Origin of the sequence: Jannaschia formosa (assembly GCF_003340555.1) — a bacterium.
Lineage (GTDB): Bacteria > Pseudomonadota > Alphaproteobacteria > Rhodobacterales > Rhodobacteraceae > Jannaschia > Jannaschia formosa.
This window is the reverse complement of the sequence record NZ_QPLJ01000006.1, coordinates 58,230-80,756: the sequence shown is the minus strand read 5'-3', so window position 1 is coordinate 80,756 and position 22,527 is coordinate 58,230. Positions and strand designations below refer to the sequence as shown.

Genomic DNA, 22,527 nt, shown 5'->3' with positions numbered 1-22,527 from the left:
CCGCGCGGGCCGGGGGCGCAACCCGTCAGACCCGGCGCGCGGCCTCGTCTATGGCGGCGAGCGCATCCCAGACAATGGCTGCCGGATCGACGTTGACGGTGCGGGCATGGGCCGCGCGGTCCGCGACCTTCTGGGCCAGCGCGGCCCAGTCGCGCGCTGCGCCGTCGTGGGGGGCGAGGCGGGCGAGGGTCTCCGCCTCTCGCGGCCCGGCATCGGAAGGCGGCCCGAGCAGCCCGGCGCGCGCCGCGCGGTGGAGCAGGCGGTCGATGGCGTCGAGAGTCTGCTGCAGCCGCTCCGCCCCCTGCCGCCCGGCACAGGCATCGGCGAGCTTCCGCGCCGCGCCCCGGTCCATCTGGCCGCGGGCGTAGAGCGAGAGGAGCGCGGCATAGACCTCCGCCCCGCCCGCGCCGAGCGACAGGGCGGCGCCGACCGAGCCGTCGGCGAGGGCCAGGCCCTCGTCGCCGCCGCCCGCCTGCGCGACCGCCTCGGCCAACGCATCCGGACCCAGCCGCCCCAGCCGCAGCACGCGACAGCGCGAGCGGATCGTCGGCAACAGCCCCGCGGGCTTCTGCGCGACCAGCAGCAGGGTGGCCTGCTTCGGCGGCTCCTCCAGCAGCTTCAGGATGGCGTTCGCCGCCGAGGGATTCAGGTCGTCTGCCGCATCGACCAGCACGACCCTCCGCCCGCCCGCCGAGAGGCCGAAGAACCCGCCCAGCCGCCGCACCTCATCGACGGTGATGTCCTGCTTGAGCCGCTTCGCCTTCTCGTCCCAGGGGCGGCGCAGCAGCATCAGCCCCGGCTCCGACAGGGCCTTCAGGCGCGGCAGGGCAGGGTGCCCCGGCCGGGGGTCGAGCGACGGCGCGGGCAGGGGCGGATCGGTCAGCAGGAAGCGGGCGATCCGCCAGGCCAGCGTCGCCTTGCCCACGCCGCGCGGGCCGGTCAGCAGCCAGCCGTGATGCAGCCGGCCCGAGTTCCAGGCGTCGAGGAAGGCGGCCTCGGCGGCCTCCTGCCCGAGAAGGCGGTCGGTCTCGCGCGGGTGGGGGGCGTCGCCGAGGCGGTCCGGCTCGGGGATGTCGCTCATGGCAGCAGGGCGCGGACGCGGTCCGCGACGGCCTCCGGCGCGGCATCGCCATCGACGATGCGGATGCGCCCGGGGTAGTCCCGCGCCAGCGCCGCATAGCCCGCGCGGATCGTGCGCTGGAAGTCGAGGCCAAGCTGCTCGAACCGGTCCTCCTCGCCGCCGCGGGCGAGGCCGCGGGTCAGCGCCCGCTCCGGGTCCATGTCGATGACGAAGGTCAGGTCGGGCTCGCGGGCGATCACGAGGTCCTGCAGCGCGTCCACCACCGCGCGGTCCCCCCCGCGGGTGGCCTGGTAGACGCGGGTGCTGTCGGTCCAGCGGTCGGACACGACCCAGTCGCCGCGCGCCAGCGCCGGGGCGATGCGGCGTTCCAGGTTGTCGCGCCGCGCGGCCATGTAGAGCAGAAGCTCGCTGACCGGCGACCAGCGGCCGGGATCGCCCTCGACCAGCAGGGCGCGCACGGCCTCGGCACCGTCCGAGCCACCGGGTTCGCGGTTGAACAGGACGGGCGTGCCCCGCGCCTCCAGGTGGCGGACCAGCAGGCGGGCCTGGGTGGACTTGCCACAGCCGTCGATGCCTTCGAAGGAGATGAACATGGGCACCGCCTAGAGGAAATCTCGGCGGGGGTGAATGTCGGACATGCGGGCCGGGCGCCGGAAGGCGGGCGCTGCAGCCGCGCCGCTACTGGAACCGCTCCAGCGCCTCGCCGATCAGGTTGCCCGCGACCTTCGCGCCGGTGATCTGGATGCGCCGCCACGGGCCGGCTAGCGGCACGTCCTCGCCCGCGACCAGCGGCACCTCGACCGGCGGCACGCCCGGATGGCTGAGCGTCAGCGTCGCCAGCCGGTCGCCCACGGCGACGGGCGCCTGGATCGGGCCGTCATAGGCGATCTCTCCGGTCACCGTCTCGCGCCCCGTGACCGGCAGCAGCAGCGTGACGCCCTCGGCCGGGACCAGCGGCACGGTCGCCCGCTCGCCCATGAAGACCTCGGCCTCCATCACCGGCGCGTTCGGGTCGTCGAGCAGCGTTTCTTCGGCGAACTGGCGGAAGGCCCAGTTGACGATGCGCTCGCTTTCCTCAGCGCGGGCCGCCTCGGTCTCGAGGCCCGAGACGACGAAGGTCACGCGCCGATCCCCCTGCACCGCCGAGCCGACGAGCCCGTAGCCCGCCTCCTGCGTGTGACCGGTCTTCAGCCCGTCGGCGCCGATATTCAGCTCCAGCAGGGGGTTGCGGTTGAAGCGATTGGCGGGGGCGCGGCCGTCGAAGGCGAACTCCGTCTCATCGAAGTAGTCGTAGAACTGCGGATGCTCGGTGATGATGATCTCGGCCAGCGTGGCGAGATCGCGCATCGACATGACATGCCCCGGCGCGGGCCAGCCCGAGGCGTTGCGGAAGACGCTGTCCATCATGCCAAGCTCCCGCGCGCGCTCGGTCGCCATGCGGGAGAAGCCTTCCTCGGTGCCGTCGGGGCTCAGCGCCTCGGCCAGCACAACGGTCGCGTCGTTGCCCGACAGCACGACGACGCCGCGGATCAGCTCCTCCACGGTCACGCGGTCGCGCGGATCGAGGAACATGGTCGAGCCGCCGAAGCTGGCCGCGTGTTCCGAGACCGGCAGCACCGTGTCGAGCGCCAGCCGCCCGTCCTTGAGCGCCTCGAAGGTCATCAGCAGCGTCATCAGCTTCGACATCGAGGCAGGCGGCAGCGGCACGTCGGCGTTCTTCGACAGCAGCACCTGACCGGTATTGTGGTCGACCACGATCGCCGATCCGGCGCGGGTCTGGAATTCCTGCGCCCAGAGGGGCGCGGCGGTCAGCATCAGGGCCAGGATCGCGGGGCGGAGCATCTCTAGGCTTCTCCGTCTGTTTGGGGCGTTCCCCGGCATATAGGCAGTCAGCCGGCGACAGGGTAGGCGTCGGAGAAACCAAGATCCTTTGCCTTGCGGAGAACCGCCGCCCGGTCCTCGTCCGAGGGGGCGGGGCCGACCAGCACGCGCCAGTTGTCGCCCTGCTGCCTGATCGAGGGAAGCACGCCGGCGCTCGCCAGACGTTCGGCGGCAGCGCGGGCACTGGTCTGTTCGTCGAAGAGGCCGATCTGAACGAAGGACAGGGGCGGGCCGGAATAGAGCCCGGCGGGCAGCGGCTCGGGCGCGCCGACCGCGTTGCGGCGGCCGAACAGCAGGGCGAGGCCCCGGCGGCGCGGGGCGGTGCGCGTGGCTTCGACAGCCGTAGGGCCGCTTCCGGACAGTGCGGCCTGCTCGGCCGTCGCGGGCGCGTCGAGCGAACTCGCCGAGACCTCGGGCGCGGCCGCGCCGACGACCGTCGTCTCGGGCGCCGCTTCCACTGCAGCGGCCTCGGCCGCGGCCTGCTCGGCGGCGCGCTTCGCGGCGAGTGCCCGGGCGGCGATCATCAGCACGTCGACCGGCTGGGCGTTCGGGTCGCCGACCTCCTCCTCGGCGGCGGCGACCACCGGCTCGGGCTCGGCTACGGGGGCGGGGGCGGGGGCGAGGGCCGCAGCGACGGCGACCGGCGCCGCTTGGACCTCCTCCTCGGCAAGGGCCTCGGGCTCCGGCTCGGCGATGACGGGCTTCGGCTCGGGCGCCTCCTCGCGGCGCAGCGCGACCACGTCGAGCGTCACCGGCGTCCCGGCGATCGCCCCGATCGCCGTCGCGGCGTCAGAGCTGAGCTGCAGCTTCGGTCCGGGGGCGATCCGCTCGCGCTTGAACAGCGCGCCGATGACGAACTTGCCCGTCTCCTCGTTGCGGATGATCACGCGCTCGGGCGCGCGGACCTCGGGGGAGGCGACCCAGACGCCGCCCAGGCTGGGGCGGCCGTCCCAGAGCGCCAGCTCGGTCGTCTGGAAGACCTCCGGCGCCTCGACGTCGCGCTCGATCAGCTGCACGCTGGTGCCGAGCGCGGTGCTGCGGGTGGCATCGCCGCCGGTGCTGACGGCCTGGCAGCCCGCCAGCAGGGCCGCCGCCGCGACGGTCGAGAGGATACGAATGGTGGTGCCAGGCGCACGCGCCCCGATGGTTGCCTGTCGCAATGTCCTGCGCCCCGATGCTGCTCTGCCCAAATGCGGCCCGTTGGCCGGACCTGCGATAGGCGGAAGGTAGCGCACCGGCCAGCTTCTGTGAAGCCGTTGCGTCAGCTGCGGTCTTCGGGGATGGCTTCGAGGACACGCTCCAGCCGCGCCTTCACCTTGAAATAGCCTGCCGTGGCATGAGGCCAGACGGCCTGATCCCAGGCCCGGAGCGGGCGGATAACCGGGATGTCGAGCGCCGCCGCGACCCGGTCGAGCGCGGCGCGCCCGGGGCCGACCGGCGCGTAGGGCGCGACGACCTGGCGGAGCCCGGCCTCCCTCGCCCAGGCGACGATCTCCTCGGGTCGGTCCGTGACCAGCGAGGCCGAGACCCGTGCCGCCGCGTCCTCGGCGAGGCCCCGGACGAAGGCCGCCACCTTCGGCGACACGGCCAGCGGACTGCGCCCCGCGGGTGAGATCAGCACGGCGGCCGCGTCGGGCGTCAGCCCGCGGGCGAACAGGTAGTCGGGGTGCAGGTCATCCTCGTGCAGCAGAAGGCCGGTGCGCAGGCCGCGCTGCCACGCCGCGTCCTCCGGCATGTCCGACGGGGCAGGCGGCGGGGCCTCCGGCACCGTCACCTCGTCCTCGGTCGCGAGCTGGTGGCCCAGCCTGCGCGCGTCCCAGCGCCCGCCGGTGAACTTCGCGATGTTCGAGGCCCGCGCGCGATAGACCTTGCCGCGGGTGTGCAGACCCGCGACCCAGCGCCAGCTCAGCGTGTTCGAGGCCGGATCGCCATCCAGCAGATGCCGCAGGAAGAAATCGGCCCCAAGCTCCCACGGCAGGCGCAGCGTGTGCATCCAGATCGAGGCAAACCACATCCGGGCATGGTTGTGCAGATAGCCGGTCCGGGCCAGCTCGCCCGCCCAATCGTCGAAGGGGGCGATGCCGGTGCGGCCCTCGCAGGCCTCCTCCCAGGCACGCCGCAGGCCGGATTCGGTGGCGAGCCGGTTGCGCGCGGCGTCGAGGCCGCGGCGGTAGTCCTCCCAGACCGAGGGCCGCCGTTCCAGCCAGCCCTTGAAGTAGCCGCGCCACAGCACCTCCTGCAGGAATTTCTCGGCGGTCGAGGGGGCGAAACGGTCCAGCACGGCGCCCGCGACCTCGGCCTCGGTGACGGTGCGGTGGCGCAGCCAGGGCGACAGCCCGGAGACGTGAGGATGCCCCGCGAGATCGTGGTTCCGGCCCTCGGCGTAGTCCCGCCCCGCGCGCGGGACGAACTGTGCCAGCCGCTCCAGGCCAGCGGCACGGGTCGGATCGGGGTCGGGCTGGACCAGCGTTTCCAGGGAGGGCGTCGACATGACGCGCGAACTAGGCCAGCCCCGAGGCCCGTCCATCCCGCGGGCGCTGCCCCGCGGCACCGCACCGCGCGCTCGGTCGCATCGCGGCAGGCGATCACGTAGCCGTCGCCGGCGACATTCGTGAACGGCACCAGCGACAGGTCCCACCAGCGGGTCCTGTCCGCCCGAGCGGGCGCGCAGAGCGCGATCTCGCGGCACGCGGGCGCGGCGTCTGCGGCAGAACGTCCCGCAGCCTCTCGATGTCCTGCGGCGAGTGATCGGCCAGGGCAGAGCCGACCGTCGTGGCGGCGCGGTCAGGATCACGGCCAGCCCCGTCATCGTCCCGAAACGCAGAACGGCCCGCCGAGGCGGGCCGTTTCACGAAAGCGGGACCTGTCAGCCGGCCGAGGCGGGCTCGGCCTTCTCTTCGGTGTAGATCAGCAGCGGCTTCACCTCGCGGCGCACCGCCTCCTCGTTGACGACGACCTCGTCGACGGTGTCCATCCCCGGCAGTTCGAACATGGTGTCGAGCAGGATGTCCTCCATGATCGAGCGCAAACCGCGGGCGCCGGTCTTGCGCTCGATGGCGCGCTTGGCGACGGCCTGCATCGCGTCGCCGGTGAAGGTCAGCTTCACGCCCTCCAGCTCGAAAAGGCGCTGGTACTGCTTGACCAGCGCGTTCTTCGGCTGGGTCAGGATCGTGACCAGCGCTTCCTCGTCGAGATCGGTCAGCGTCGCGATCACCGGCAGGCGGCCGACGAATTCCGGGATCAGACCGAACTTCAGCAGGTCCTCAGGCTCGAGCTCCTTGAGGGCCTCGCCCACGGTCCGGTCCTCGGGGGCCTTCACCTCGGCGCCGAAACCCATGGCCGAGCCCTTGCCTCGCTGCGAGATGATCTTGTCGAGTCCGGCAAAGGCGCCTCCGCAGACGAACAGGATGTTCGTCGTGTCGACCTGCAGGAATTCCTGCTGTGGATGCTTGCGCCCGCCTTGTGGCGGCACGGAGGCCACGGTGCCCTCCATGATCTTCAGCAGCGCCTGCTGCACGCCCTCCCCCGAGACGTCCCGGGTGATCGAGGGGTTGTCGGACTTCCGCGTGATCTTGTCGACCTCGTCGATATAGACGATGCCGCGCTGCGCCCGCTCCACGTTGTATTCAGAGGCCTGCAGCAGCTTGAGGATGATGTTCTCGACATCCTCGCCGACATAGCCCGCCTCGGTCAGCGTCGTCGCGTCGGCCATGGTGAAGGGCACGTCGAGGATCCGCGCCAGCGTCTGCGCCAGCAACGTCTTGCCGCAGCCCGTGGGGCCGATGAGCAGGATGTTCGACTTGGCCAGCTCGATGTCGGACTTCCCGGAATGGTCGAGCCGCTTGTAGTGGTTGTGGACCGCGACCGAGAGCACGCGCTTCGCATGCTCCTGCCCGATCACGTAATCGTCCAGAACCTTGCAGATCTCGCGCGGGGTGGGGGTGCCGTCCGCGGTCTTGAGGCCCGAGGCCTTCGTCTCTTCGCGAATGATGTCCATGCAAAGCTCAACGCATTCGTCGCAAATGAACACGGTGGGACCCGCGATCAGCTTGCGCACTTCGTGCTGCGACTTACCGCAGAAGCTGCAGTAGAGGGTGTTCTTTCCGTCCCCTGACGTGTTGTTCGCCATGCTCGAGCCTCCTGGTTGGCGCGCCCGCTCCCGGGCCGCCGACCCGGTGCGTGCACGTCCGGGCCACTAGAATTCCGTCGGTTCAGGGCACCCTAGGCGCCTCGTCCGGAGCCCACAATGCCAAAAAATCGCCGGATTGAAAGCGCCGCCCGCCCGCCGTTGCGGAACGGGCGTGCGCGGTGTCACGCGTCCTTTGCCGCCTTGGCGTCGTCGCGGGTCGTCACGATCTCGTCGACATGGCCCCACTCCTTGGCCTCGTCGGGCGTCATCCACTTGTCGCGGTCGAGCGCGCGCTGGACCGTGTCGTAGTCCTGGCCGGTGTGCTTCACGTAGAGTTGATAGAGCCGCTCGCGCGTCTTCTCGATGTGGCGGGCCGAGATCAGGATGTCGTCGGCCATGCCGCGCGCCCCGCCCGAGGGCTGGTGGATCATGATCTCGGAATTCGGCAGCGCGAAGCGCATCCCCTTCTCGCCGCCGACCGCGATGACCGAGCCCATCGAGGCCGCCATGCCGCAGACCAGCGTCGAGACCTTGGGCCGGATGTACTGCATCGTGTCGTAGATGCTCATCCCCGCGACGACGCTGCCGCCGGGGGAGTTGATGTACATCGAGATTTCCTTGTTCGGGTTGTCGGCCTCGAGGTGCAGAAGCTGCGCGACGACGAGCTGCGACATGCCGTCGTGGATCGGGCCGTTCACGAAGACGATCCGCTCCTTCAGCAGGCGGCTGAAGATGTCGTAGGCGCGCTCCCCGCGCGAGGTCTGCTCGACCACCATGGGGACGAGGTTGTTCTGGAAGTGCTCAACTGGATCTTGCATCTGCTCTGTCCCTTCGAGGCCCGGTCCGCGCCTGTCGCGGCTGGCGTCGGAGGCGAACCTATGGCCGTGACCGGGGGGCTTCAAGCAATCGCCGATCCGAGGGTGTCGCGTTCGTGAAGGTTGACCGGTCGGACCCGGCCCGCATAACTCCGCAGCGATGCGACACGAACCGATCCTCGTAGCCCTCGCCGACCCGACGCGCCGCGCCATCCTGGACCGGTTGCGCGCGGGGCCGACCGCCGTCGGCGCCATCGCCGCGGGACTGCCCGTGTCGCGCCCGGCGGTGTCGCAGCATCTCAAGCACATGGCCGCCGCGGGGCTGGTGTCGATGACGCCTTCGGGACGGCGGAACCTCTATTCGCTGGCGCCGGGCGGGGCGTTGCCGCTGGTCGACTGGCTGGGCGGCCTGACCGAGCTCGCCGCGCCCTTCGCGTCCTCCGCGGGTGCGGGCGGTCTGACCCGGGCCGTGTCCCTGCGCCTGCGCCCCGACGAAGCGTGGCAGCTCTTCTGCGAGGACCTGGCGCTCTGGTGGCCGGTCGCGACGGTGTCGGTCTCCGGCCGCACCGAAGGCGCGCTGCCGCAGGCGGTGGTGCTCGACGCGCGGCCCGGCGGGGTCTGGCGCGAGGTGCTGTTCGACGGGTCGGAGGCGGTCTGGGCCGAGGTGCGGGAGGCCGATGGCCGGCGCCTCCTGCTGGACTGGCGCTTCGGGACCGACGGCTCGCGCCTCTCGGTGGCCTTCGCGGAGGAGCCGGGCGGCACGCGCGTCACCCTGACCCACGATGCCGACACGCCCGAGATGGGCGCGATGTGGGATCACGTCCTGGTCGAGCGCTTCGCCGCCGCCGCCGCTTCGAGCCTGTCGAACTTCTAGCGTATCCAGAGGTTTTCGCGCCGAAGCCGGTTGCGGATCGCCTGTTCCCGCCTGGGCAGGTCGGCCCGGTCGAACAGCGCGCGGGCACGGGCGCCCTTGCCTTGGTAGAGGAAGCGCAGGAAAGGCTCGTGGCGCTTCAGGACCTTCTTGACGGCGTTGGGCGCCGCGGCGGCCTCGAGGCTGGCGACGACGTGATCGGGCGCGGTGGCGTAGAGGAGAGGGATGTATCTGTAGTGGAATGAATGGCTTCCGTCGAAGACTTCATCCGCGATGCCGCCCTTGCCACCGGGCCGGCCGCCGCCCAGCTCGTGGATGGCCAAGGGCAGCGCCGCCTGGTCGAGCCAGGGGTCAAGCTCTTGTGTCGCAACGGAATCCGGGGGGTCGTCGCGGATCGTCAGGGCGGCGTCGAGGAAGGCGCGGTGGAAGGCTTGCGGATCTTCGCCGAAGAACCATCCGGCGTTGAAGTAGAGGTAGCGGCGCCAGTGGTTTACGGGCCAGTCCTCATCCAGCGTGTCCTCCAGCCTGCCGCCCCGCTTTGAATGAAGGTCACCCCATATCGTGTTGATATCGGGTCCATACAGCCCCGCTGTAGGCCAGGTGTCCTCGCGTCTCATGCTCGCCGCGGGGCGGGTGAAGTCGATCTCAAGCTCGGCGAGTTCGCCGGTGACGACCGTGTCGGTGTCGAAGAAGACGAAGGGGCCCGGCGGCATCGCGGCGAGGGCTTCGATCTTGTTGCCGTGCGGGTAGTCGGCGCCGAAGTGGATGTTTTCGAACTGAACGAATTCCGCGTCAAGGCTTTCGAGCAGGGAGCGCTGGGGGCCCGGCGGGATGCGCGGATCCTCGGGCCAGAGGGGCCCGGTCGGCTCCGCCACGATGAGACGGCCGGAGAAGCGCGGGGAGGCGTGGCGGAGGGTGGCTGCGAAGAGGGCCGCCTCGTGCATGAGGCGGCCCTTCTGTCCGATTATCAGGATGTTGAAGCTCAACCCAGCTCGGCGAGACTGTCGAGCGCGGTCTGGAGCGCCGCGCGCTCCGCCTCCCGTGCGACGAGGTTGGCGCGGGCCTCCTCGACCACCTCGGGCGGGGCGGATTCGGCGAACTTCGGGTTGTTCACCCGGCCCTGCAAGCCCTTGATCTCCTTGTCGAGCTTCGTCGCCGACTTCTCGAGCCGCGCCTTCTCGGCGGCGACGTCGATGACGTCGCCCAGGGGCAGGGCGAAGCGGTCGGAGCCGACGGTCACGGCGATGGAGCCCCTGGGCGCCGCGCCTTCGGTCAGGCCCTCGATCCGGGCGAGGGCCTGGATCAGAGGTTCATTCTTCTCATAGGCTTGCGCGGCGTCCTTCGACCAGTCCACCGCGACGACCGGGATGCGGGCCGAGGCGGGAACGTTCATCTGCGCGCGGGCCGAGCGGACGCCCTCGATGAAGGCGATGATCCAGCGGATCTCGGTTTCCGCAGCGGGATCAACGGCTTCCGATGTGAGGGTCTCGGGCCAATCGCCGTGGACGAGCATCCCGTCATGGCCGGTGACGCGCCAGAGCTCCTCGGTGACGAAGGGCATGAAGGGGTGGAGCAGGGTCATGCACCGCTCCAGCACCCAGGCGGTGGTGGCTTGGGTTTCCGCTTTCAGATCAGCGTCTTCGCCTTGCAGGAGGGGCTTCGAGAACTCGACATACCAGTCGCAGACCACGTTCCAGACGAAGCGGTAGAGCGCGTTGGCGGCATCGTCGAAACGGTAGGCGTAGAGGGCGGCGTCGACCTCTTCCCGGACCCGCGCCGTCTCGCCGATGATCCAGCGATTCAACGTATGATCCACATCGGACGGACGGGTGATCCGCGTCGGACCGAACGTTACCCCGTTCATCTCCGCGAAGCGGACGGCGTTCCAGAGCTTGGTGCCGAAGTTGCGGTAGCCCTTGATCCGGTCGACGCTCAGCTTCAGGTCGCGGCCCATGGCGGCCATCGCGGCGAGCGTGAAGCGGACGGCGTCGGCGCCATACTCGTCGATCAGGTCGAGCGGGTCGAGCACGTTGCCGAGCGACTTCGACATCTTCTTGCCGGAGGCGTCGCGGACGAGGGCGTGGACGTAAACGTCTTTGAAAGGAATTCGTGCTTCAAGGGGGAGCGAAGAGGGCAACACGGAGGTCTGCATCATCATCATCCGGGCGACCCAGAAGAAGAGGATGTCGAAACCGGTAATCAGGACCGAGGTGGGGAAGTACTTGCGCAGTTCTTCCGTGTCGTCGGGCCAGCCGAGCGTGCCGAGCGGCCAGAGACCGGAGGAGAACCAGGTGTCGAGGACGTCGGAGTCCTGGACTAGATTGATCCAATGAGGCTTCGTCCCGCCAACGTGTGACTGCATATACCCCGCCGGCTTGCTGGGGTCGCAGTGGACGTGGAACTCCGGACCGTAGTATTCCTCAGCCAGTGCAATGGCGCCTTCTTTCGAAGTCGCGCAGAACTGTTTCGGCATGTCAGCGTCAGGGACCCCGAGGCTATCAATGCCCTCGTCACCCTTGAAGGTAGGGCCGAACCAAACCGGGATCCGGTGCCCCCACCAGAGCTGGCGCGAGATGCACCAGGGCTCGATGTTGCGGAGCCAGTGGAAGTAGACCTTGCGGTCCGCCTCCGGGAGGATGCGGACGGTGCCGTCCTCGACGGCCGAGATCGCCTCGCCGACGAGCTTGTCGGTGTCGACGAACCACTGGTCTGTCAGCATCGGCTCGATGACGGTCTTCGAGCGGTCGCCGTGGGGCTGCTGGATCAACTTGGGCTCGACCAGCGGGACCAGCGCCTCGGGCTCGGTGCGGGTGAGTTCGGCGCCTTCCTCGGGGGCGGCGGGGGGCTCTCCGGTGGCGGCCTTCTTCGCGGAGGACGCGCCCTTGCCCAGCCGCGGGTCGGTCGCGGGGACCATGACAGCGAGGCCCTCGTCGGTGATCTCGTCGACGACGGCCTTGCGGGCTTCGAAGCGGTCGAGCCCGCGCAGATGGTCGGGGACGAGGTTGATCGCGTCGGCCTCGGCTTCGCTGAGGGTCTTCTCGCCCTTTGCGACGGCCATCGCGATGGCGGCGGCCTCGGCATAGGGCGCGCCGTCGGCCCGCATGGCGGCCCTGGTGTCCATCAGGCGGTAGAGAGGGATGCCCGCGCGCTTGGCGACCTCGTAGTCGTTGAAGTCGTGGGCGCCGGTGATCTTGACCGCGCCGGAGCCGAAACTCGGGTCCGGGTAGTCGTCGGTGACGATGGGGATGAGGCGGCGGTGTTCCTTCGGGCCGACGGGTATCTCGCAGAGCTGGCCGACGATTGGGGCATAGCGCGCGTCGTCCGGGTGGACCGCGACGGCGCCGTCGCCCAGCATCGTTTCGGGGCGCGTCGTCGCGATGGAGATGTAGTCGCGGGTCTCGCGGAAGAGCTCATTCCCGTCCTCGTCGCGCTCCACGTATTCGTAGGTCGCGCCGTTCGCGAGCGGGTACTTGAAGTGCCACATGAAGCCCGGCGTCTCGATGCTCTCGACCTCCAGGTCGGAGATCGCGGTCTCGAAATGCGGGTCCCAGTTCACGAGGCGCTTGCCGCGGTAGATCAGCCCGCGCTCGTACATCTCGACGAAGACCTTGATGACCGCGTCATGGAAGTTCTGCTGCGTCGGGTCCGGATCGCCGGGGGCGCCGCCCATCGTGAAGGCCTCGCGGTCCCAGTCGCAGGAGGCGCCGAGGCGCTGGAGCTGGCCGATGATGGTGCCGCGCGACTTCGCCTTCTGCTGCCAGACCCGTTCGAGGAAGGCCTCGCGGCCCATCTCCTGCCGGGTCGGCTCTCCGTTGGCGGCCATCTCGCGCTCGGTCACCATCTGGGTGGCGATGCCGGCATGGTCCGTGCCCGGCTGCCAGAGCGTGTCGAAGCCGCGCATCCGGTGCCAGCGGACGAGGATGTCCTGCAGGGTGTTGTTGAAGGCGTGGCCCATGTGGAGCGAGCCGGTGACGTTGGGCGGCGGGATCACGATGGAGAAGGTCTCGGGGCGCCTGGCGTTGGCGCCCGCGCGGAAGAAGCCGCCTTCGATCCAGTCGCGGCTGATGCGGGCCTCGGCTTCGGCCGCGTCGAAAGTCTTGTCCATGGCCATGGGGCTCTCCGTCCGTGTCGGGGTGCGGCTTAACGCGCCGCCCGGGCGAGGGGAAGGGTGGTGGACAGCGGGCGCCGCGCCGCTACTGTCCGCCGAAAGCCACCGCCCCGGAGAGCCCCCATGGAAAAGTTCGGCCTGAGCCAGCCCAACCGCCGCACCGAAGACCCCCGCCTGCTGATCGGCGGGGGCGCCTATGTGGACGATCTGGCCCCTGCGGGGGCGCTGCACGCCTACATGTTGCGGTCGACCGTCGCTCATGGCGAGATCACGGAGCTGGACGTGTCGGAGGCCGAGGCCATGCCGGGCGTGAAGCTGGTGCTGACGCAGGACCGGCTGGGCGAGCTGGACGCGACGCTGGGCACGACCCCGGCCAAGAACCCCTCGGACGGCACGCGCGGCGCCACGCCGGAGCGGCCGATCCTGGCGAAGGGGCGGGTGCGCTTCGTCGGCGAGGGCATCGCCATGGTCGTGGCCGAGACGCTGGCGCAGGCGCGCGACGCCGCCGAGGCGATCATGGTCGAGATCGAGGAGCTGCCGGTGAAGATGGACGTGGCGCCGGGCGGCCCCGCCATCTTCGAGGAGGCGCCCGACAACGTCGCCTATGTCTGGAAGCTGGGCGACGAGGCGCGCGTCGAGGCCGCGCTGGCCTCGGCCGCGCATCGCGTCACGCTGGAGGTCGAGGACAACCGCGTCATGGTCGCCTCGCTGGAGCCGCGCGGCTGCTTCGCCGAGGAGATGGAGGGCGGGCGGCTGCATGTCTGCGTCAACGGGCAGGGCGTCTGGGGGACCAAGGGCGATCTCGCGCGCATCCTGAAGGTGGACAAGGCGCTGATCCGGGTGACGAATCCCGACGTGGGCGGGGGCTTCGGAATGAAGGCGATGGCCTATCCCGAGACCTTCCTCGTGGCTCATGCCTGCCGGGTCCTGGGACAGCCGGTGCGCTGGATGGGCGACCGGACCGAGTCGATGCTGTCGGACAACGCGGGCCGCGACCTGAAGCAGAAGGCCGAGCTGGGCTTTGATGCCGACATGAAGCTGGTGGCCTACCGCACGACCAACCTGGCCAACATGGGCGCCTATAATTCCGGCTACGCGCAGAACATCCAGTCGGAGCTTTATTCCAAGGTGATGATGGGAGTCTACGACGTGCAGGACGCCTGCATGACCTCGACCGGCATCTTCACCAACACGACGCAGGTCGATGCCTATCGCGGGGCGGGCCGGCCCGAGGCGATCTTCATGCTGGAGCGGGCGATGGACTACGCCGCCAAGGAGCTGGGCGTCGATCCGTTCGAGCTGCGCCGCAAGTCCTTCATCCCCGTCGAGAAGTTCCCCTATACCACCGTTTCGGGCGAGACCTATGACGTGGGCGACTTCAACCGGGTGCTGGACCGCGCCGTGGCGGAGGCCGATGTCGCGGGGCTCGACTCGCGCCGGGCCGACAGCGCCTCGCGCGGAAAGCTGCGGGGGCTGGGGGTCTGCTACTACATCGAGTCGATCCTCGGCAGCCCCGAGGAAAGCGCCGAGATCGAGTTCGGGGCGGACGGGCGCGTGACGCTCTATGTCGGGACGCAGTCGAACGGGCAGGGGCACGACACGGTCTACAAGCAGTTCCTGGCCACTGACCTTGGGGTCCCGGTGGAGATGATCGACGTCGTCATGGGCGACAGCGACCGGATCGCCACCGGCGGCGGGACCGGGGGCTCGCGCTCCGTCACCACGCAGGGCACCGCGAACCGCGCCACAGCGGAGAAGGTGATCGAGAAGCTCACGCCCTTCGTGGCCGAGACGCTGGACGTCGACGAGGTGAGCTTCGAGGAGGGGCAGTTCCGCTCCCCCGGGTCGAACGTCGTCATGACCGTGCTGGAGGCCGCCGCCGCCGCCCGCGAGGCGGGGCGCGAGGACCTTCTGAAGACGCGCGAGACGACGACGCTGCCCGGCCGCTCCTATCCGAACGGCTGCCATCTGTGCGAGGTCGAGATCGACGGCGAGACGGGCAACCTGGAGGTGGTGAAATACACCGTGGTCGACGATTTCGGGAACCTGATGAACCCGATGCTGGCCGAGGGGCAGGTGCATGGCGGGGTCGTGCAGGGGATCGGACAGGCCGTGTCCGAGCATGTCGTCTATGACGAGGACGGACAGCTTCTGACCGCGTCCTTCATGGATTACGGGATGCCGCGCGCCATGGGCCTGCCGATGATCGCCTTCTATTCGGAACCGGTGCCGTCGACGGCCAACGTGCTGGGCATGAAGGGCTGCGGCGAGGCGGGGACCGTGGGCGCGATGGCCGCGGTGGCGAACGCGGCGCTGGACGCGCTCTGGCCGCTGGGGCTGCGGCAGGTGGACATGCCGTTCACGCCGACGCGGGTCTGGCAGATGATGCAGGCGGCGGAGGCGGCGATCGCGGCGGAGTGATCGCGTCCCGCGGCGTCCTGGCGAGGCGCCGCGGGATGGCTTGTCCGTTCCGGTGCGCGGGACTCGTCAGAACACCTCGAAGATCGGGTAGACGTGGACGAGGTAGAGGTAGAAGAACCCCAGCGACAGGGCGAGGATGATGACGCCCAGCACCGGCGATGAGACCTTCAGTCCGCCGCTCGACGCCTCCAGGCTGGAACTGCCCATGTCCCGGCCCCGGTCCGAGGCGTGGAACTGCATCCACGAGAAGTAGAGCCCGATCAGCACGATGAGCACGACCACGGCGAAGATCGCCATGGACGAGCGGTATTGCCAGCGGAACACCGCCATGCGGTGGTCGAGCGCCTCGACGTGGTAGTCGTAGAGCCGCTGGCGCGAGGCGTCGTAGGCGTCGAGCGTGGCCTGGCTGGCTGGCGGGCCCGACACCGGAGGCGCGTCCCGCGCGGGGTCGAGCGGGTCGGGGCGGTCGCCCTCCGCCGTCGCCGAAGGCGGGGCGTCGAACAGGCTTCCAAGATCGTCGAGGTTCACCTGCGCCCCGGCCGCCACGGGGCCGAGCAGGAGGAGCGCGACGAGAGCGGCCCATGCGGCGCGGCGCAGCGGCTCAGCCATTGGAGAGGGCCTGGATTGCGATGACGTGCCGCTCGATCCGGTCGGCGCGGCCGAAGCCCTGGTGCAACGCGCGGTAGCCGTCGTGATCCTCGGGCGGCAGGAAGCGCAGCGCGATGGCGATCAGCCGCGTCTCCAGGTCGGCCAGCCATCGGCCCCCGTCGGAGGGCGGCGTCGGCGGCTCCCCCGTCCCGGGCAGGCCCGGCACCTGGATGAACTGGGGCGGCGGGACGAAGGTGCCGTCGGCCAGTTCCGTGCCCAGGTAGTCGCCGTCGAGATCGTAGAGATCGACCGTCCCGTCCGGCTGCGCGACCTCGTAGAACCCGTCGCGCAGGGCCGTCCCGCCGCCCGTGGCGCCGAAACCCGCGCCGGGGACGAGGTCGATGATGCGCTGCTGGTAGCGGCGGGTGAGGCAGGGAACGTCGTCGCCGCAGGTGTCGCGCCACCGGCGCCAGAGCGCCTGCTCCCTCTCCAGCCGCGTCCTGCCCTCGCCGCCCCGCCGCGCGCGGCGGGCAAAGTAGCCCTCGGCCATGGCGTAGTCGAGCCGGGCGAGGGTCAGGTCGCCGCAGACCGCGACCTCCGTCGGTGTCCGGGCGCGGGCGCAGTCGAAGCTGGGCCGCTCCTGCGCGGAGGCGGGCACGGGGCAGCCGAGGGCCAGGGCGAGGGCGAATCGGATCATGGCACGCGCTCCTGCGTCGGGATGACGTAGGGTAACACGGCCGGGCGGGACCCGAACTGCGGGATTCCTCAGGCCAGCGGGCGGATGCGGAGTTGGGTGATGCGATTCGCCTCGCGCGCGGCGACCTCGAAACGGAAGCCGTGGAAGCTGAAGACCTGGCCCTTGATCGGGATCGCCTGCGCCTCGTGGATGACGAGCCCGGCGACGGTGTTCGCCTCGTCGTCGGGCAGGCCCCAGTCGGTCGCGCGGTTCAGGTCGCGGATCGTCATCGCGCCGTCGATGACGTAGCTGCCATCGGCGTCGGGGGTCAGCACCAGCTCTTCGGGCTGGTCGAACTCGTCGGTGATCTCGCCCACGATCTCCTCGAGGATGTCCTCGAGAGTCAGCAGGCCCTGGAGCGCGCCGTATTCGTCGACGACGAGGGCGAAATGGGTGTGCCGCTTGAGGAATTCGCGCATCTGGTCGTCGAGCGTCGTGGTCTCGGGGATGAAGTAGGGCTCCATCATCACTTCGCGGATGTCGAAGCGTGCGATGGCCTCGACGCCGCCCCGGTCGCCGCGCACGAGCCGGTCGATCATCCGCAGCATGTCCTTGGAATGGAGCAGGCCGATGATGTTCTCCGGCTCGCCGTCGAAGACGGGCAGGCGGGTGTGGCGCGAGGCGAGGCACTGGTCGAGGATCTGCGAGGGCGCGGCGGAGGCGTCCACCATCTCGATATTGGAGCGGTGGAGCATGATCTCCTCCACGAAGCGGTCGCCGAGGTCGAGCGCGCCGAGCAGGCGGTCGCGATCCTCCTTCTCGACGCCGCCCTCGGTGTGGCCCTGGGTGATGACGCCCACGATCTCCTCTCGCGCGGTCATGATCGCGGCGTCGGCGTCGATGTCGACCCCGAAGAGGCGCAGCACCCCGCGCACGAGCGCGCGTACGACCGAGACGATCGGCGCAAAGGCCCGCACGACCAGGACGATGATCGGCGCGACGCGGGCGGCGGCGGCCTCGGGGTTGGAGATGGCGTAGGTCTTGGGCATGACCTCGGCGAAGATCAGCACCAGCGCCGTCATCACCAGCGTCGCGATGGCCACGCCGCCCTCGCCGAAGATCGCGGTGAAGAGCGCCGTGGCCAGCGAGGCGGCGAGGATGTTGACGATATTGTTGCCGAGCAGGACCGAGCCGATCAGCCGCTCGTTGTCCTCGGTCACCTTGAGGGCGCGGGCCGCCCCGGCGTTGCCCTTGTCGGCCTGGGATCGCAGCTTGCCGCGCGAGGCGGCGGTCAGCGCCGTCTCGGAGCCCGAGAAGAAGGCCGAGAGAGCGAGAAGGAAGACGATCGCCGCGGCCGTGCCCCAGATCGCGCCTGTCGTCATCGTGGTCACCGTGGTCTCCATCGCCGCGTTATGCGGAGCGGCGCGTCCGGGATCAAGCGTCGGAGGGGGCTCCGCCCCCGCGCCTGCGGCGCCCCCCGGCATATTTGGGGAGCATCGAAGGAGGTGGGGTCAATTCTGACGCGGGGGCAACGTGTCGGGGATGATACTGATCCGGAGGGAGATAGCCGGGTTTTGCGCCCAAGGGATCTCCCCGGGACGACCTGACCGGGTAAACGGTCCGACGCTTCAGGGCGTGGCCAGCGGGTGGCGGGTCAGGACGAGTTCCCGCAGGCGTGTCTCGAGGACGTGGGTGTAGATCTCGGTCGTCGAGATGTCGGCATGGCCGAGCATCGCCTGGATCGCGCGCAGGTCGGCCCCGCCGGACAGCAGATGGGTCGCGAAGGCATGGCGCAGCACATGGGGCGAGATGCCGGAGGGGTCGAGGTTGGCATGCAGCGCCAGGGCCTTGATGCGCGAATGGAACCAGATCCGGGTCAGGTGGCCCGACTTGCCGCGCGACGGGAAGAGATGCGGCGAGGGCGGCGTGCCCTTCTCCAGCCGCTTGCGGTCGGCCTCGGCGTCGCGGTGGGCGAGCCAGGCGGCGAGGGCCGCGCGGGCCGGGGGCGAGAGCGGGACGAGCCTCTCCTTCCCGCCCTTGCCGCGCACGAGCAGCATGCGCGGGTCGCCCCGCGCGGCCGAGACCGGCAGCGAGACAAGCTCCGTCACGCGCATCCCCGTGGCATAGAGAAGCTGCATCAGGCAGGTGTCGCGCAGCCTTTCGGCCTCGGTCGCGCCGAGGCGGCCCGCCGCGTCGAGCAGGGCGTCGACCTGCTCGGGCGAGAGCGTCTTAGGCAGCGATTTCGGCTTGGACGGGCCGCTGATCCGGATCGCGGGATCGTCGGCGCGCAGCCCGTCCTCATGCGCGAAGCGGTAGAAGCCGCGGATCGCGGCCAGCCGGCGGGCGCGGGTCGAGGCGGCGAGGCCCTGCGCCTCGCAGGCGACGAGATAGGTTTCGATGTCGCCGCGGGTCGCCGTCTCGGGCGCCTTTGCGCGGGCCGAGAGATGGGCGGTGTAGTCCTCCAGGTCGCGGCGATAGGCGAGGAGAGAGTTCAGCGCCGCCCCGCGCTCGGCGGCCTGGGCCTCGAGGAAGCGATCGAGCCAGGCGGTCATGCGAGGAGGAGTTGCAGCGCGGTGCGGCGCGCGATCTCGCGCAGGCCGGCCGCCTGCAGGAAGGCCAGCGCCTCGGCGATGTCCTGCGGGTCCGACCGGGCGCCGTCGGCGAGGAGGAGGCCGGTCTCCAGCAGCGCCTCGCCCAGACGGCCCTCGCCGGCGAGGCGCAGCAGATGCTCCGGGGCCGCGCCGGTGAGGCCGTCATGGATTGCCCGCTCCAGCGCGGTGGCGGGGGGCGTGCGGTCCGGCGCGCCGAGGGCGATCGAAGCGGCGAAGCTGTCGGGGGCCGTCTCGGCCACGCTGTGGTAGTCGTCGGAGAGGAGGCCGAGGCGCAGCGCGACCTCCGCCGCGTCGCCCGGAAGCGGCAGGCGGGCGAGACGCGCGCCGTAGAGCTCGGCCAGCACCTGCAGCAGGCCGGCCTGCTCCATCAGGTCGACCGCATCGGGCAGGGCCGCGGCGACGGCGTCGGGCTGACGCGCCATCAGCGCGGCGTCGAGCGCCTGAACCGCGGCTGCGCGGTCCCAGACCCCGCCCGAGGCGGCGGGGCGGCGTTCGGTATAGAGCGACAGCAGCCGGTTGGGATCGAGCGCCTGGACGCGGACCAACCGCTCCGCCGCCTCGATCTGCGCCTTCCAGCCCGCGGTCGGACGCAGGTCGGCGGCGGCGAAGGCGAGCGGCAGGGCGCGGGTGTCGGGGGTCTCGCCGATGCCGTCGAGCAGGCGGAAGGCGAGCGGCGTCATCGGGCGCGGCGGGACCGGCGGCGGCTCGTCCTCGAAGAGCTCGGGGTCGAGGAAATGGGCGAGCAGCGCATCCTCGGCCTCGGTGATGTGGCCGAGCGCGCGGCCCGTCTCGAGCGTCAGCGCGGCGGCGGGCCAGTCGCCGGTTCGGGACAGGCAGAAGATGCGTGCGGGCAGGGTGGGCGCGATGGCGGGGTTCGCCGTCATCGCGTCGCAGGCGCGGTTGTCGTAGCCGGTCAGCAGCGAGGCGTCGAACCAGCGGCGGAACGCCTCCCGGTCGGTAGCGCCGGCGCGTTCCAGCAGGGCCTGCGCCTGATCGAGCGCGCCGAAGCGCAGCAGCGTGTCGATCCGCGCGAAGAACAGCGCATCCGGATCGGCGGCGGCACGGGGCGGCGACAGCTCGGCGAGGAGAAATCGCAGCAGCAGGTCCTGCATCGCCGGAAGCGCGTCGAGCGGCTGGCGCATCAGCAGGTCGGCCAGGCGAGCCGGGTCGCTGCCCGCCACGGCGTCGGGCGGCAGGCCCGCGCGCGTGGCCGCCATCAGCCCGACCGCGTCGCGGCGGGTGGCGCCCAGCGGCTGGGTCGTGATCGTGGTCTGGGTCGGGACGGTCGCCGGCGGCTCTGCGGCGGTGGTGTCGCGCGGCTGGTCGACGGTGCGCTCGTCCACGAGGCGCGGATCGCCGGAGGGGCGCGGCGCGATCGAATCGCTGAGCCAGGGAATGACGGACTGAGGCGCCTCCTGCGCCGAAAGGGGCGCGGCGAGGGCGAGGAGGAGAAGGCTAGCCCGCATCGATCTCGATCGTCTCGGTGACTGGCCCGCCCTCGGGCTCGAGCAGGTAGGAATAGCCGAACAGGCCGATGGCACCGAGCACGGCGAGGATCAGGAGGTATTTGATCAGTCGAAACATGGTCTGCCCGCGCGCCTTCGCTTGCCCTAGTTTGTCCGGGGGAGATAGCGATGGCAATCCGAGGCGCAACAGGTCATTCAAACGGCATGTCCGATGTGGGAGAGAGGCAGCAGGCGCTGACGGTGCCGGTCGTGCTGGTCGGCATGCCGGGCTGCGGCAAGACATCGGTGGGGACTGCCCTGGCCGAGATGCTGGGCGTTCCCTTCCGCGACACCGACGAGGCGCTGGTGGCCGCGGCCCGCATGTCCATCGCCGAGATCTTCGAGCGCGACGGCGAAGCCTTCTTTCGCGCGCGCGAGGGCGAGGTGCTGCGCCGCCTGCTGGACGAGGGGCCGGGCGTGCTGTCGACCGGGGGCGGGGCCTTCCTGCGGGCGGAAAACCGCCAAGCCATTGCGAAGCAGGGCGTATCGGTCTGGCTGCGGGTGCCCGAGGCGCTGCTCTGGCAGCGGGTGCGGCACCGGAACTCGCGGCCCCTGCTTCGGACGGCGAACCCGCGCCAGACGCTCACCGAATTGATGGCGGCGCGGGAGCCGTTCTATGCCAAGGCCGCGCTGGTCGTGGACGGGCAGCCGGAGTTCACCGTGCCGGACATGGCGCGGCGGCTGGTCGAGGTTCTGAAGGATGCGGGCGTGGTGAGATGATCGAGACCGTTCACGTGCCGCTGGGCGCGCGTGCCTATGACGTGGTGATCGGCCCCGGCCTGATCGGGGAGGCGGAGGCGCGGATCGCGCCCTTCCTCAAGCGTCCGCGCGTCTTCGTCGTGACCGAGACCCGCGTCGCGGCGCTGCATCTCGACGCCTTCCGCGCCGGGCTGGGCGGGATCGCGGCGCCCGTGCTGGAGCTTGCGCCCGGCGAGGGGACGAAGGACTGGACCAACCTGACGCGCGTGGTCGAGTGGCTGCTTGACGAGCGCTGCGAGCGGGGGGACGTCGTCGTCGCGCTGGGGGGCGGGGTGATCGGCGACCTCGTGGGCTTCGCCGCCGCCGTGCTGCGGCGGGGCGTCCGGTTCGTGCAGGTGCCGACGACGCTGCTGGCGCAGGTGGATTCGTCCGTCGGCGGCAAGACCGGGATCAACACGCGCCACGGCAAGAACCTCGTGGGCGCCTTCCACCAGCCGGTGCTGGTGCTGGCGGATGTCGACGTGCTGGGAACGCTGGAGCCGCGCGACTTCCTCGCGGGCTATGGCGAGGTGGCGAAATACGGGCTGCTGGGCGACGAGGGGTTCTTCGCCTGGCTGGAGGAGAACGGGCCGCGCCTCGTCTTGGACACCGCGCTGCGGGTCGAGGCGGTGCGGCGCTCGGTCCAGATGAAGGCCGACATCGTGGTGCGCGACGAGACGGAGCAGGGGGATCGGGCGCTGCTGAACCTCGGCCACACCTTCTGCCACGCGCTGGAGGCGGCGACGGGCTATTCCGACCGGCTGCTGCATGGCGAGGGCGTGGCGATCGGCTGCGCGCTGGCCTTCGACCTGTCGGCGCGGCTGGGGCTGTGCGCTCAGGAGGCGCCGAGCCGGGTGCGGGCCCATCTGCAGGAGATGGGCATGCGGCGCGATCTGTCGGATATTCCGGGCGACCTGCCGGGGTCGGAGGCGCTGCTGGAGCTGATGGGGCAGGACAAGAAGGTGGTCGAGGGACGGCTGCGCTTCGTCCTCGCGCGCGGGGTCGGCGAGGCCTTCGTCACCGGAGAGGTACCGCCCGAGGCGGTGCGGGCCACGCTGGACGCCGCGCGCTGAGGGGAAACCCTGCCCGCGCCTGCCGCGTT

The 22,527-nt window shown here is 70.6% G+C and carries 19 protein-coding genes; 4 read left to right on the top strand and 15 right to left on the bottom strand.

Annotated features, from left to right (window positions below; translation table 11 throughout):
- Positions 1–25: 25 nt before the first annotated feature.
- The 7 genes from DR046_RS08680 to DR046_RS08650 form a co-directional block, all read right to left on the bottom strand.
- Complete coding sequence (locus DR046_RS08680) at positions 26–1,081, bottom strand: DNA polymerase III subunit delta' (protein ID WP_115381983.1); 1,056 nt, start codon at positions 1,079–1,081, stop codon at positions 26–28.
- A complete protein-coding gene (gene tmk, locus DR046_RS08675; protein WP_115381981.1) occupies positions 1,078–1,674 on the bottom strand; it encodes a dTMP kinase in 597 nt (198 codons plus the stop codon). Before tmk ends, DR046_RS08680 begins: the two co-directional genes overlap by 4 nt.
- A gap of 85 nt (positions 1,675–1,759) precedes the next feature.
- On the bottom strand, positions 1,760–2,923 hold the full coding sequence (locus tag DR046_RS08670; protein ID WP_115381979.1) for a D-alanyl-D-alanine carboxypeptidase family protein: 1,164 nt from the start codon (positions 2,921–2,923) through the stop codon (positions 1,760–1,762).
- Between the two features lie 47 nt (positions 2,924–2,970).
- Entirely contained in the window at positions 2,971–4,122 is a 1,152-nt protein-coding gene (locus tag DR046_RS24830; protein ID WP_115381977.1) for an SPOR domain-containing protein, read from the bottom strand.
- A 101-nt stretch (positions 4,123–4,223) separates the two neighbouring features.
- Positions 4,224–5,453: an FAD-binding domain-containing protein gene (locus DR046_RS08660; RefSeq protein ID WP_115381976.1), complete on the bottom strand. Its 1,230-nt coding sequence runs from the start codon at positions 5,451–5,453 to the stop codon at positions 4,224–4,226.
- 375 nt (positions 5,454–5,828) lie between these two features.
- Positions 5,829–7,091, bottom strand: coding sequence for an ATP-dependent Clp protease ATP-binding subunit ClpX (gene clpX, locus DR046_RS08655; RefSeq protein ID WP_115381974.1), 1,263 nt, complete (start codon positions 7,089–7,091; stop codon positions 5,829–5,831).
- Positions 7,092–7,273: 182 nt separating this feature from the next.
- Positions 7,274–7,909 (bottom strand): ATP-dependent Clp protease proteolytic subunit, encoded by a 636-nt coding sequence (locus DR046_RS08650; RefSeq protein ID WP_115381972.1) that lies wholly within the window; start codon positions 7,907–7,909, stop codon positions 7,274–7,276.
- 157 nt (positions 7,910–8,066) lie between these two features.
- On the opposite strand from DR046_RS08650, the gene DR046_RS24825 reads away from it, so the two are divergent.
- Entirely contained in the window at positions 8,067–8,780 is a 714-nt protein-coding gene (locus DR046_RS24825) for an ArsR/SmtB family transcription factor (RefSeq protein ID WP_115381970.1), read from the top strand.
- Here the strand turns inward: DR046_RS24825 and DR046_RS08640 are convergent.
- Both DR046_RS08640 and DR046_RS08635 read right to left on the bottom strand, forming a co-directional pair.
- Entirely contained in the window at positions 8,777–9,763 is a 987-nt protein-coding gene (locus DR046_RS08640) for a GT-B fold glycosyltransferase domain-containing protein (protein WP_115381968.1), read from the bottom strand. The two genes, DR046_RS24825 and DR046_RS08640, sit on opposite strands and share 4 nt — an antisense overlap.
- The gene (locus DR046_RS08635; RefSeq protein WP_115381966.1) at positions 9,760–12,888 is read right to left on the bottom strand and encodes a valine--tRNA ligase; all 3,129 of its coding nucleotides are present in this window, start codon (positions 12,886–12,888) and stop codon (positions 9,760–9,762) included. Before DR046_RS08635 ends, DR046_RS08640 begins: the two co-directional genes overlap by 4 nt.
- 120 nt (positions 12,889–13,008) lie before the next feature.
- Between DR046_RS08635 and DR046_RS08630 the strand changes: the two genes are divergently transcribed.
- Positions 13,009–15,306, top strand: coding sequence for a xanthine dehydrogenase family protein molybdopterin-binding subunit (locus DR046_RS08630; protein ID WP_115381964.1), 2,298 nt, complete (start codon positions 13,009–13,011; stop codon positions 15,304–15,306).
- 66 nt (positions 15,307–15,372) lie between these two features.
- Here the strand turns inward: DR046_RS08630 and DR046_RS08625 are convergent, their stop codons facing one another.
- The 6 genes from DR046_RS08625 to DR046_RS24605 all read right to left on the bottom strand — a co-directional run bounded on the left by DR046_RS08625 (position 15,373) and on the right by DR046_RS24605 (position 20,766).
- The gene (locus DR046_RS08625) at positions 15,373–15,915 is read right to left on the bottom strand and encodes a hypothetical protein (protein ID WP_115381962.1); all 543 of its coding nucleotides are present in this window, start codon (positions 15,913–15,915) and stop codon (positions 15,373–15,375) included.
- Positions 15,908–16,591, bottom strand: coding sequence for a lysozyme inhibitor LprI family protein (locus DR046_RS08620; protein WP_115381960.1), 684 nt, complete (start codon positions 16,589–16,591; stop codon positions 15,908–15,910). Before DR046_RS08620 ends, DR046_RS08625 begins: the two co-directional genes overlap by 8 nt.
- Positions 16,592–16,659: 68 nt before the next feature.
- Positions 16,660–17,973 (bottom strand): HlyC/CorC family transporter, encoded by a 1,314-nt coding sequence (locus DR046_RS08615; RefSeq protein WP_115381958.1) that lies wholly within the window; start codon positions 17,971–17,973, stop codon positions 16,660–16,662.
- Positions 17,974–18,198: 225 nt separating this feature from the next.
- Complete coding sequence (locus DR046_RS08610) at positions 18,199–19,122, bottom strand: site-specific tyrosine recombinase XerD (protein ID WP_115381956.1); 924 nt, start codon at positions 19,120–19,122, stop codon at positions 18,199–18,201.
- Complete coding sequence (locus tag DR046_RS08605) at positions 19,119–20,648, bottom strand: hypothetical protein (protein ID WP_115381954.1); 1,530 nt, start codon at positions 20,646–20,648, stop codon at positions 19,119–19,121. The genes DR046_RS08610 and DR046_RS08605 overlap by 4 nt, the downstream gene beginning before the upstream one ends.
- Positions 20,638–20,766 carry a hypothetical protein gene (locus DR046_RS24605; RefSeq protein ID WP_280652829.1) on the bottom strand — a complete coding sequence of 43 codons (129 nt, stop codon included), beginning with the start codon at positions 20,764–20,766 and terminating at the stop codon, positions 20,638–20,640. Before DR046_RS24605 ends, DR046_RS08605 begins: the two co-directional genes overlap by 11 nt.
- Before the next feature lie 86 nt (positions 20,767–20,852).
- On the opposite strand from DR046_RS24605, the gene DR046_RS08600 reads away from it, so the two are divergent.
- Together DR046_RS08600 and aroB are read left to right on the top strand one after the other, a co-directional pair.
- Positions 20,853–21,407 carry a shikimate kinase gene (locus DR046_RS08600; protein WP_115381952.1) on the top strand — a complete coding sequence of 185 codons (555 nt, stop codon included), beginning with the start codon at positions 20,853–20,855 and terminating at the stop codon, positions 21,405–21,407.
- A complete protein-coding gene (gene aroB / locus DR046_RS08595) occupies positions 21,404–22,498 on the top strand; it encodes a 3-dehydroquinate synthase (RefSeq protein WP_115381950.1) in 1,095 nt (364 codons plus the stop codon). Before DR046_RS08600 ends, aroB begins: the two co-directional genes overlap by 4 nt.
- Positions 22,499–22,527 lie beyond the last annotated feature (29 nt).

What these genes read in the sequence shown, in the direction of transcription:
- DR046_RS08680 (WP_115381983.1), bottom strand. Translation starts at nt 1,081, where the DNA reads ATGAGCGACATCCCCGAGCCGGACCGCCTCGGCGACGCCCCCCACCCG.
- tmk (WP_115381981.1), bottom strand. Translation starts at nt 1,674, where the DNA reads ATGTTCATCTCCTTCGAAGGCATCGACGGCTGTGGCAAGTCCACCCAG.
- DR046_RS08670 (WP_115381979.1), bottom strand. Translation starts at nt 2,923, where the DNA reads ATGCTCCGCCCCGCGATCCTGGCCCTGATGCTGACCGCCGCGCCCCTC.
- DR046_RS08660 (WP_115381976.1), bottom strand. Translation starts at nt 5,453, where the DNA reads ATGTCGACGCCCTCCCTGGAAACGCTGGTCCAGCCCGACCCCGATCCG.
- clpX (WP_115381974.1), bottom strand. Translation starts at nt 7,091, where the DNA reads ATGGCGAACAACACGTCAGGGGACGGAAAGAACACCCTCTACTGCAGC.
- DR046_RS08650 (WP_115381972.1), bottom strand. Translation starts at nt 7,909, where the DNA reads ATGCAAGATCCAGTTGAGCACTTCCAGAACAACCTCGTCCCCATGGTG.
- DR046_RS24825 (WP_115381970.1), top strand. Translation starts at nt 8,067, where the DNA reads ATGCGACACGAACCGATCCTCGTAGCCCTCGCCGACCCGACGCGCCGC.
- DR046_RS08635 (WP_115381966.1), bottom strand. Translation starts at nt 12,888, where the DNA reads ATGGCCATGGACAAGACTTTCGACGCGGCCGAAGCCGAGGCCCGCATC.
- DR046_RS08630 (WP_115381964.1), top strand. Translation starts at nt 13,009, where the DNA reads ATGGAAAAGTTCGGCCTGAGCCAGCCCAACCGCCGCACCGAAGACCCC.
- DR046_RS08625 (WP_115381962.1), bottom strand. Translation starts at nt 15,915, where the DNA reads ATGGCTGAGCCGCTGCGCCGCGCCGCATGGGCCGCTCTCGTCGCGCTC.
- DR046_RS08620 (WP_115381960.1), bottom strand. Translation starts at nt 16,591, where the DNA reads ATGATCCGATTCGCCCTCGCCCTGGCCCTCGGCTGCCCCGTGCCCGCC.
- DR046_RS08615 (WP_115381958.1), bottom strand. Translation starts at nt 17,973, where the DNA reads ATGGAGACCACGGTGACCACGATGACGACAGGCGCGATCTGGGGCACG.
- DR046_RS08610 (WP_115381956.1), bottom strand. Translation starts at nt 19,122, where the DNA reads ATGACCGCCTGGCTCGATCGCTTCCTCGAGGCCCAGGCCGCCGAGCGC.
- DR046_RS08605 (WP_115381954.1), bottom strand. Translation starts at nt 20,648, where the DNA reads ATGCGGGCTAGCCTTCTCCTCCTCGCCCTCGCCGCGCCCCTTTCGGCG.
- DR046_RS24605 (WP_280652829.1), bottom strand. Translation starts at nt 20,766, where the DNA reads ATGTTTCGACTGATCAAATACCTCCTGATCCTCGCCGTGCTCGGTGCC.
- DR046_RS08600 (WP_115381952.1), top strand. Translation starts at nt 20,853, where the DNA reads ATGTCCGATGTGGGAGAGAGGCAGCAGGCGCTGACGGTGCCGGTCGTG.
- aroB (WP_115381950.1), top strand. Translation starts at nt 21,404, where the DNA reads ATGATCGAGACCGTTCACGTGCCGCTGGGCGCGCGTGCCTATGACGTG.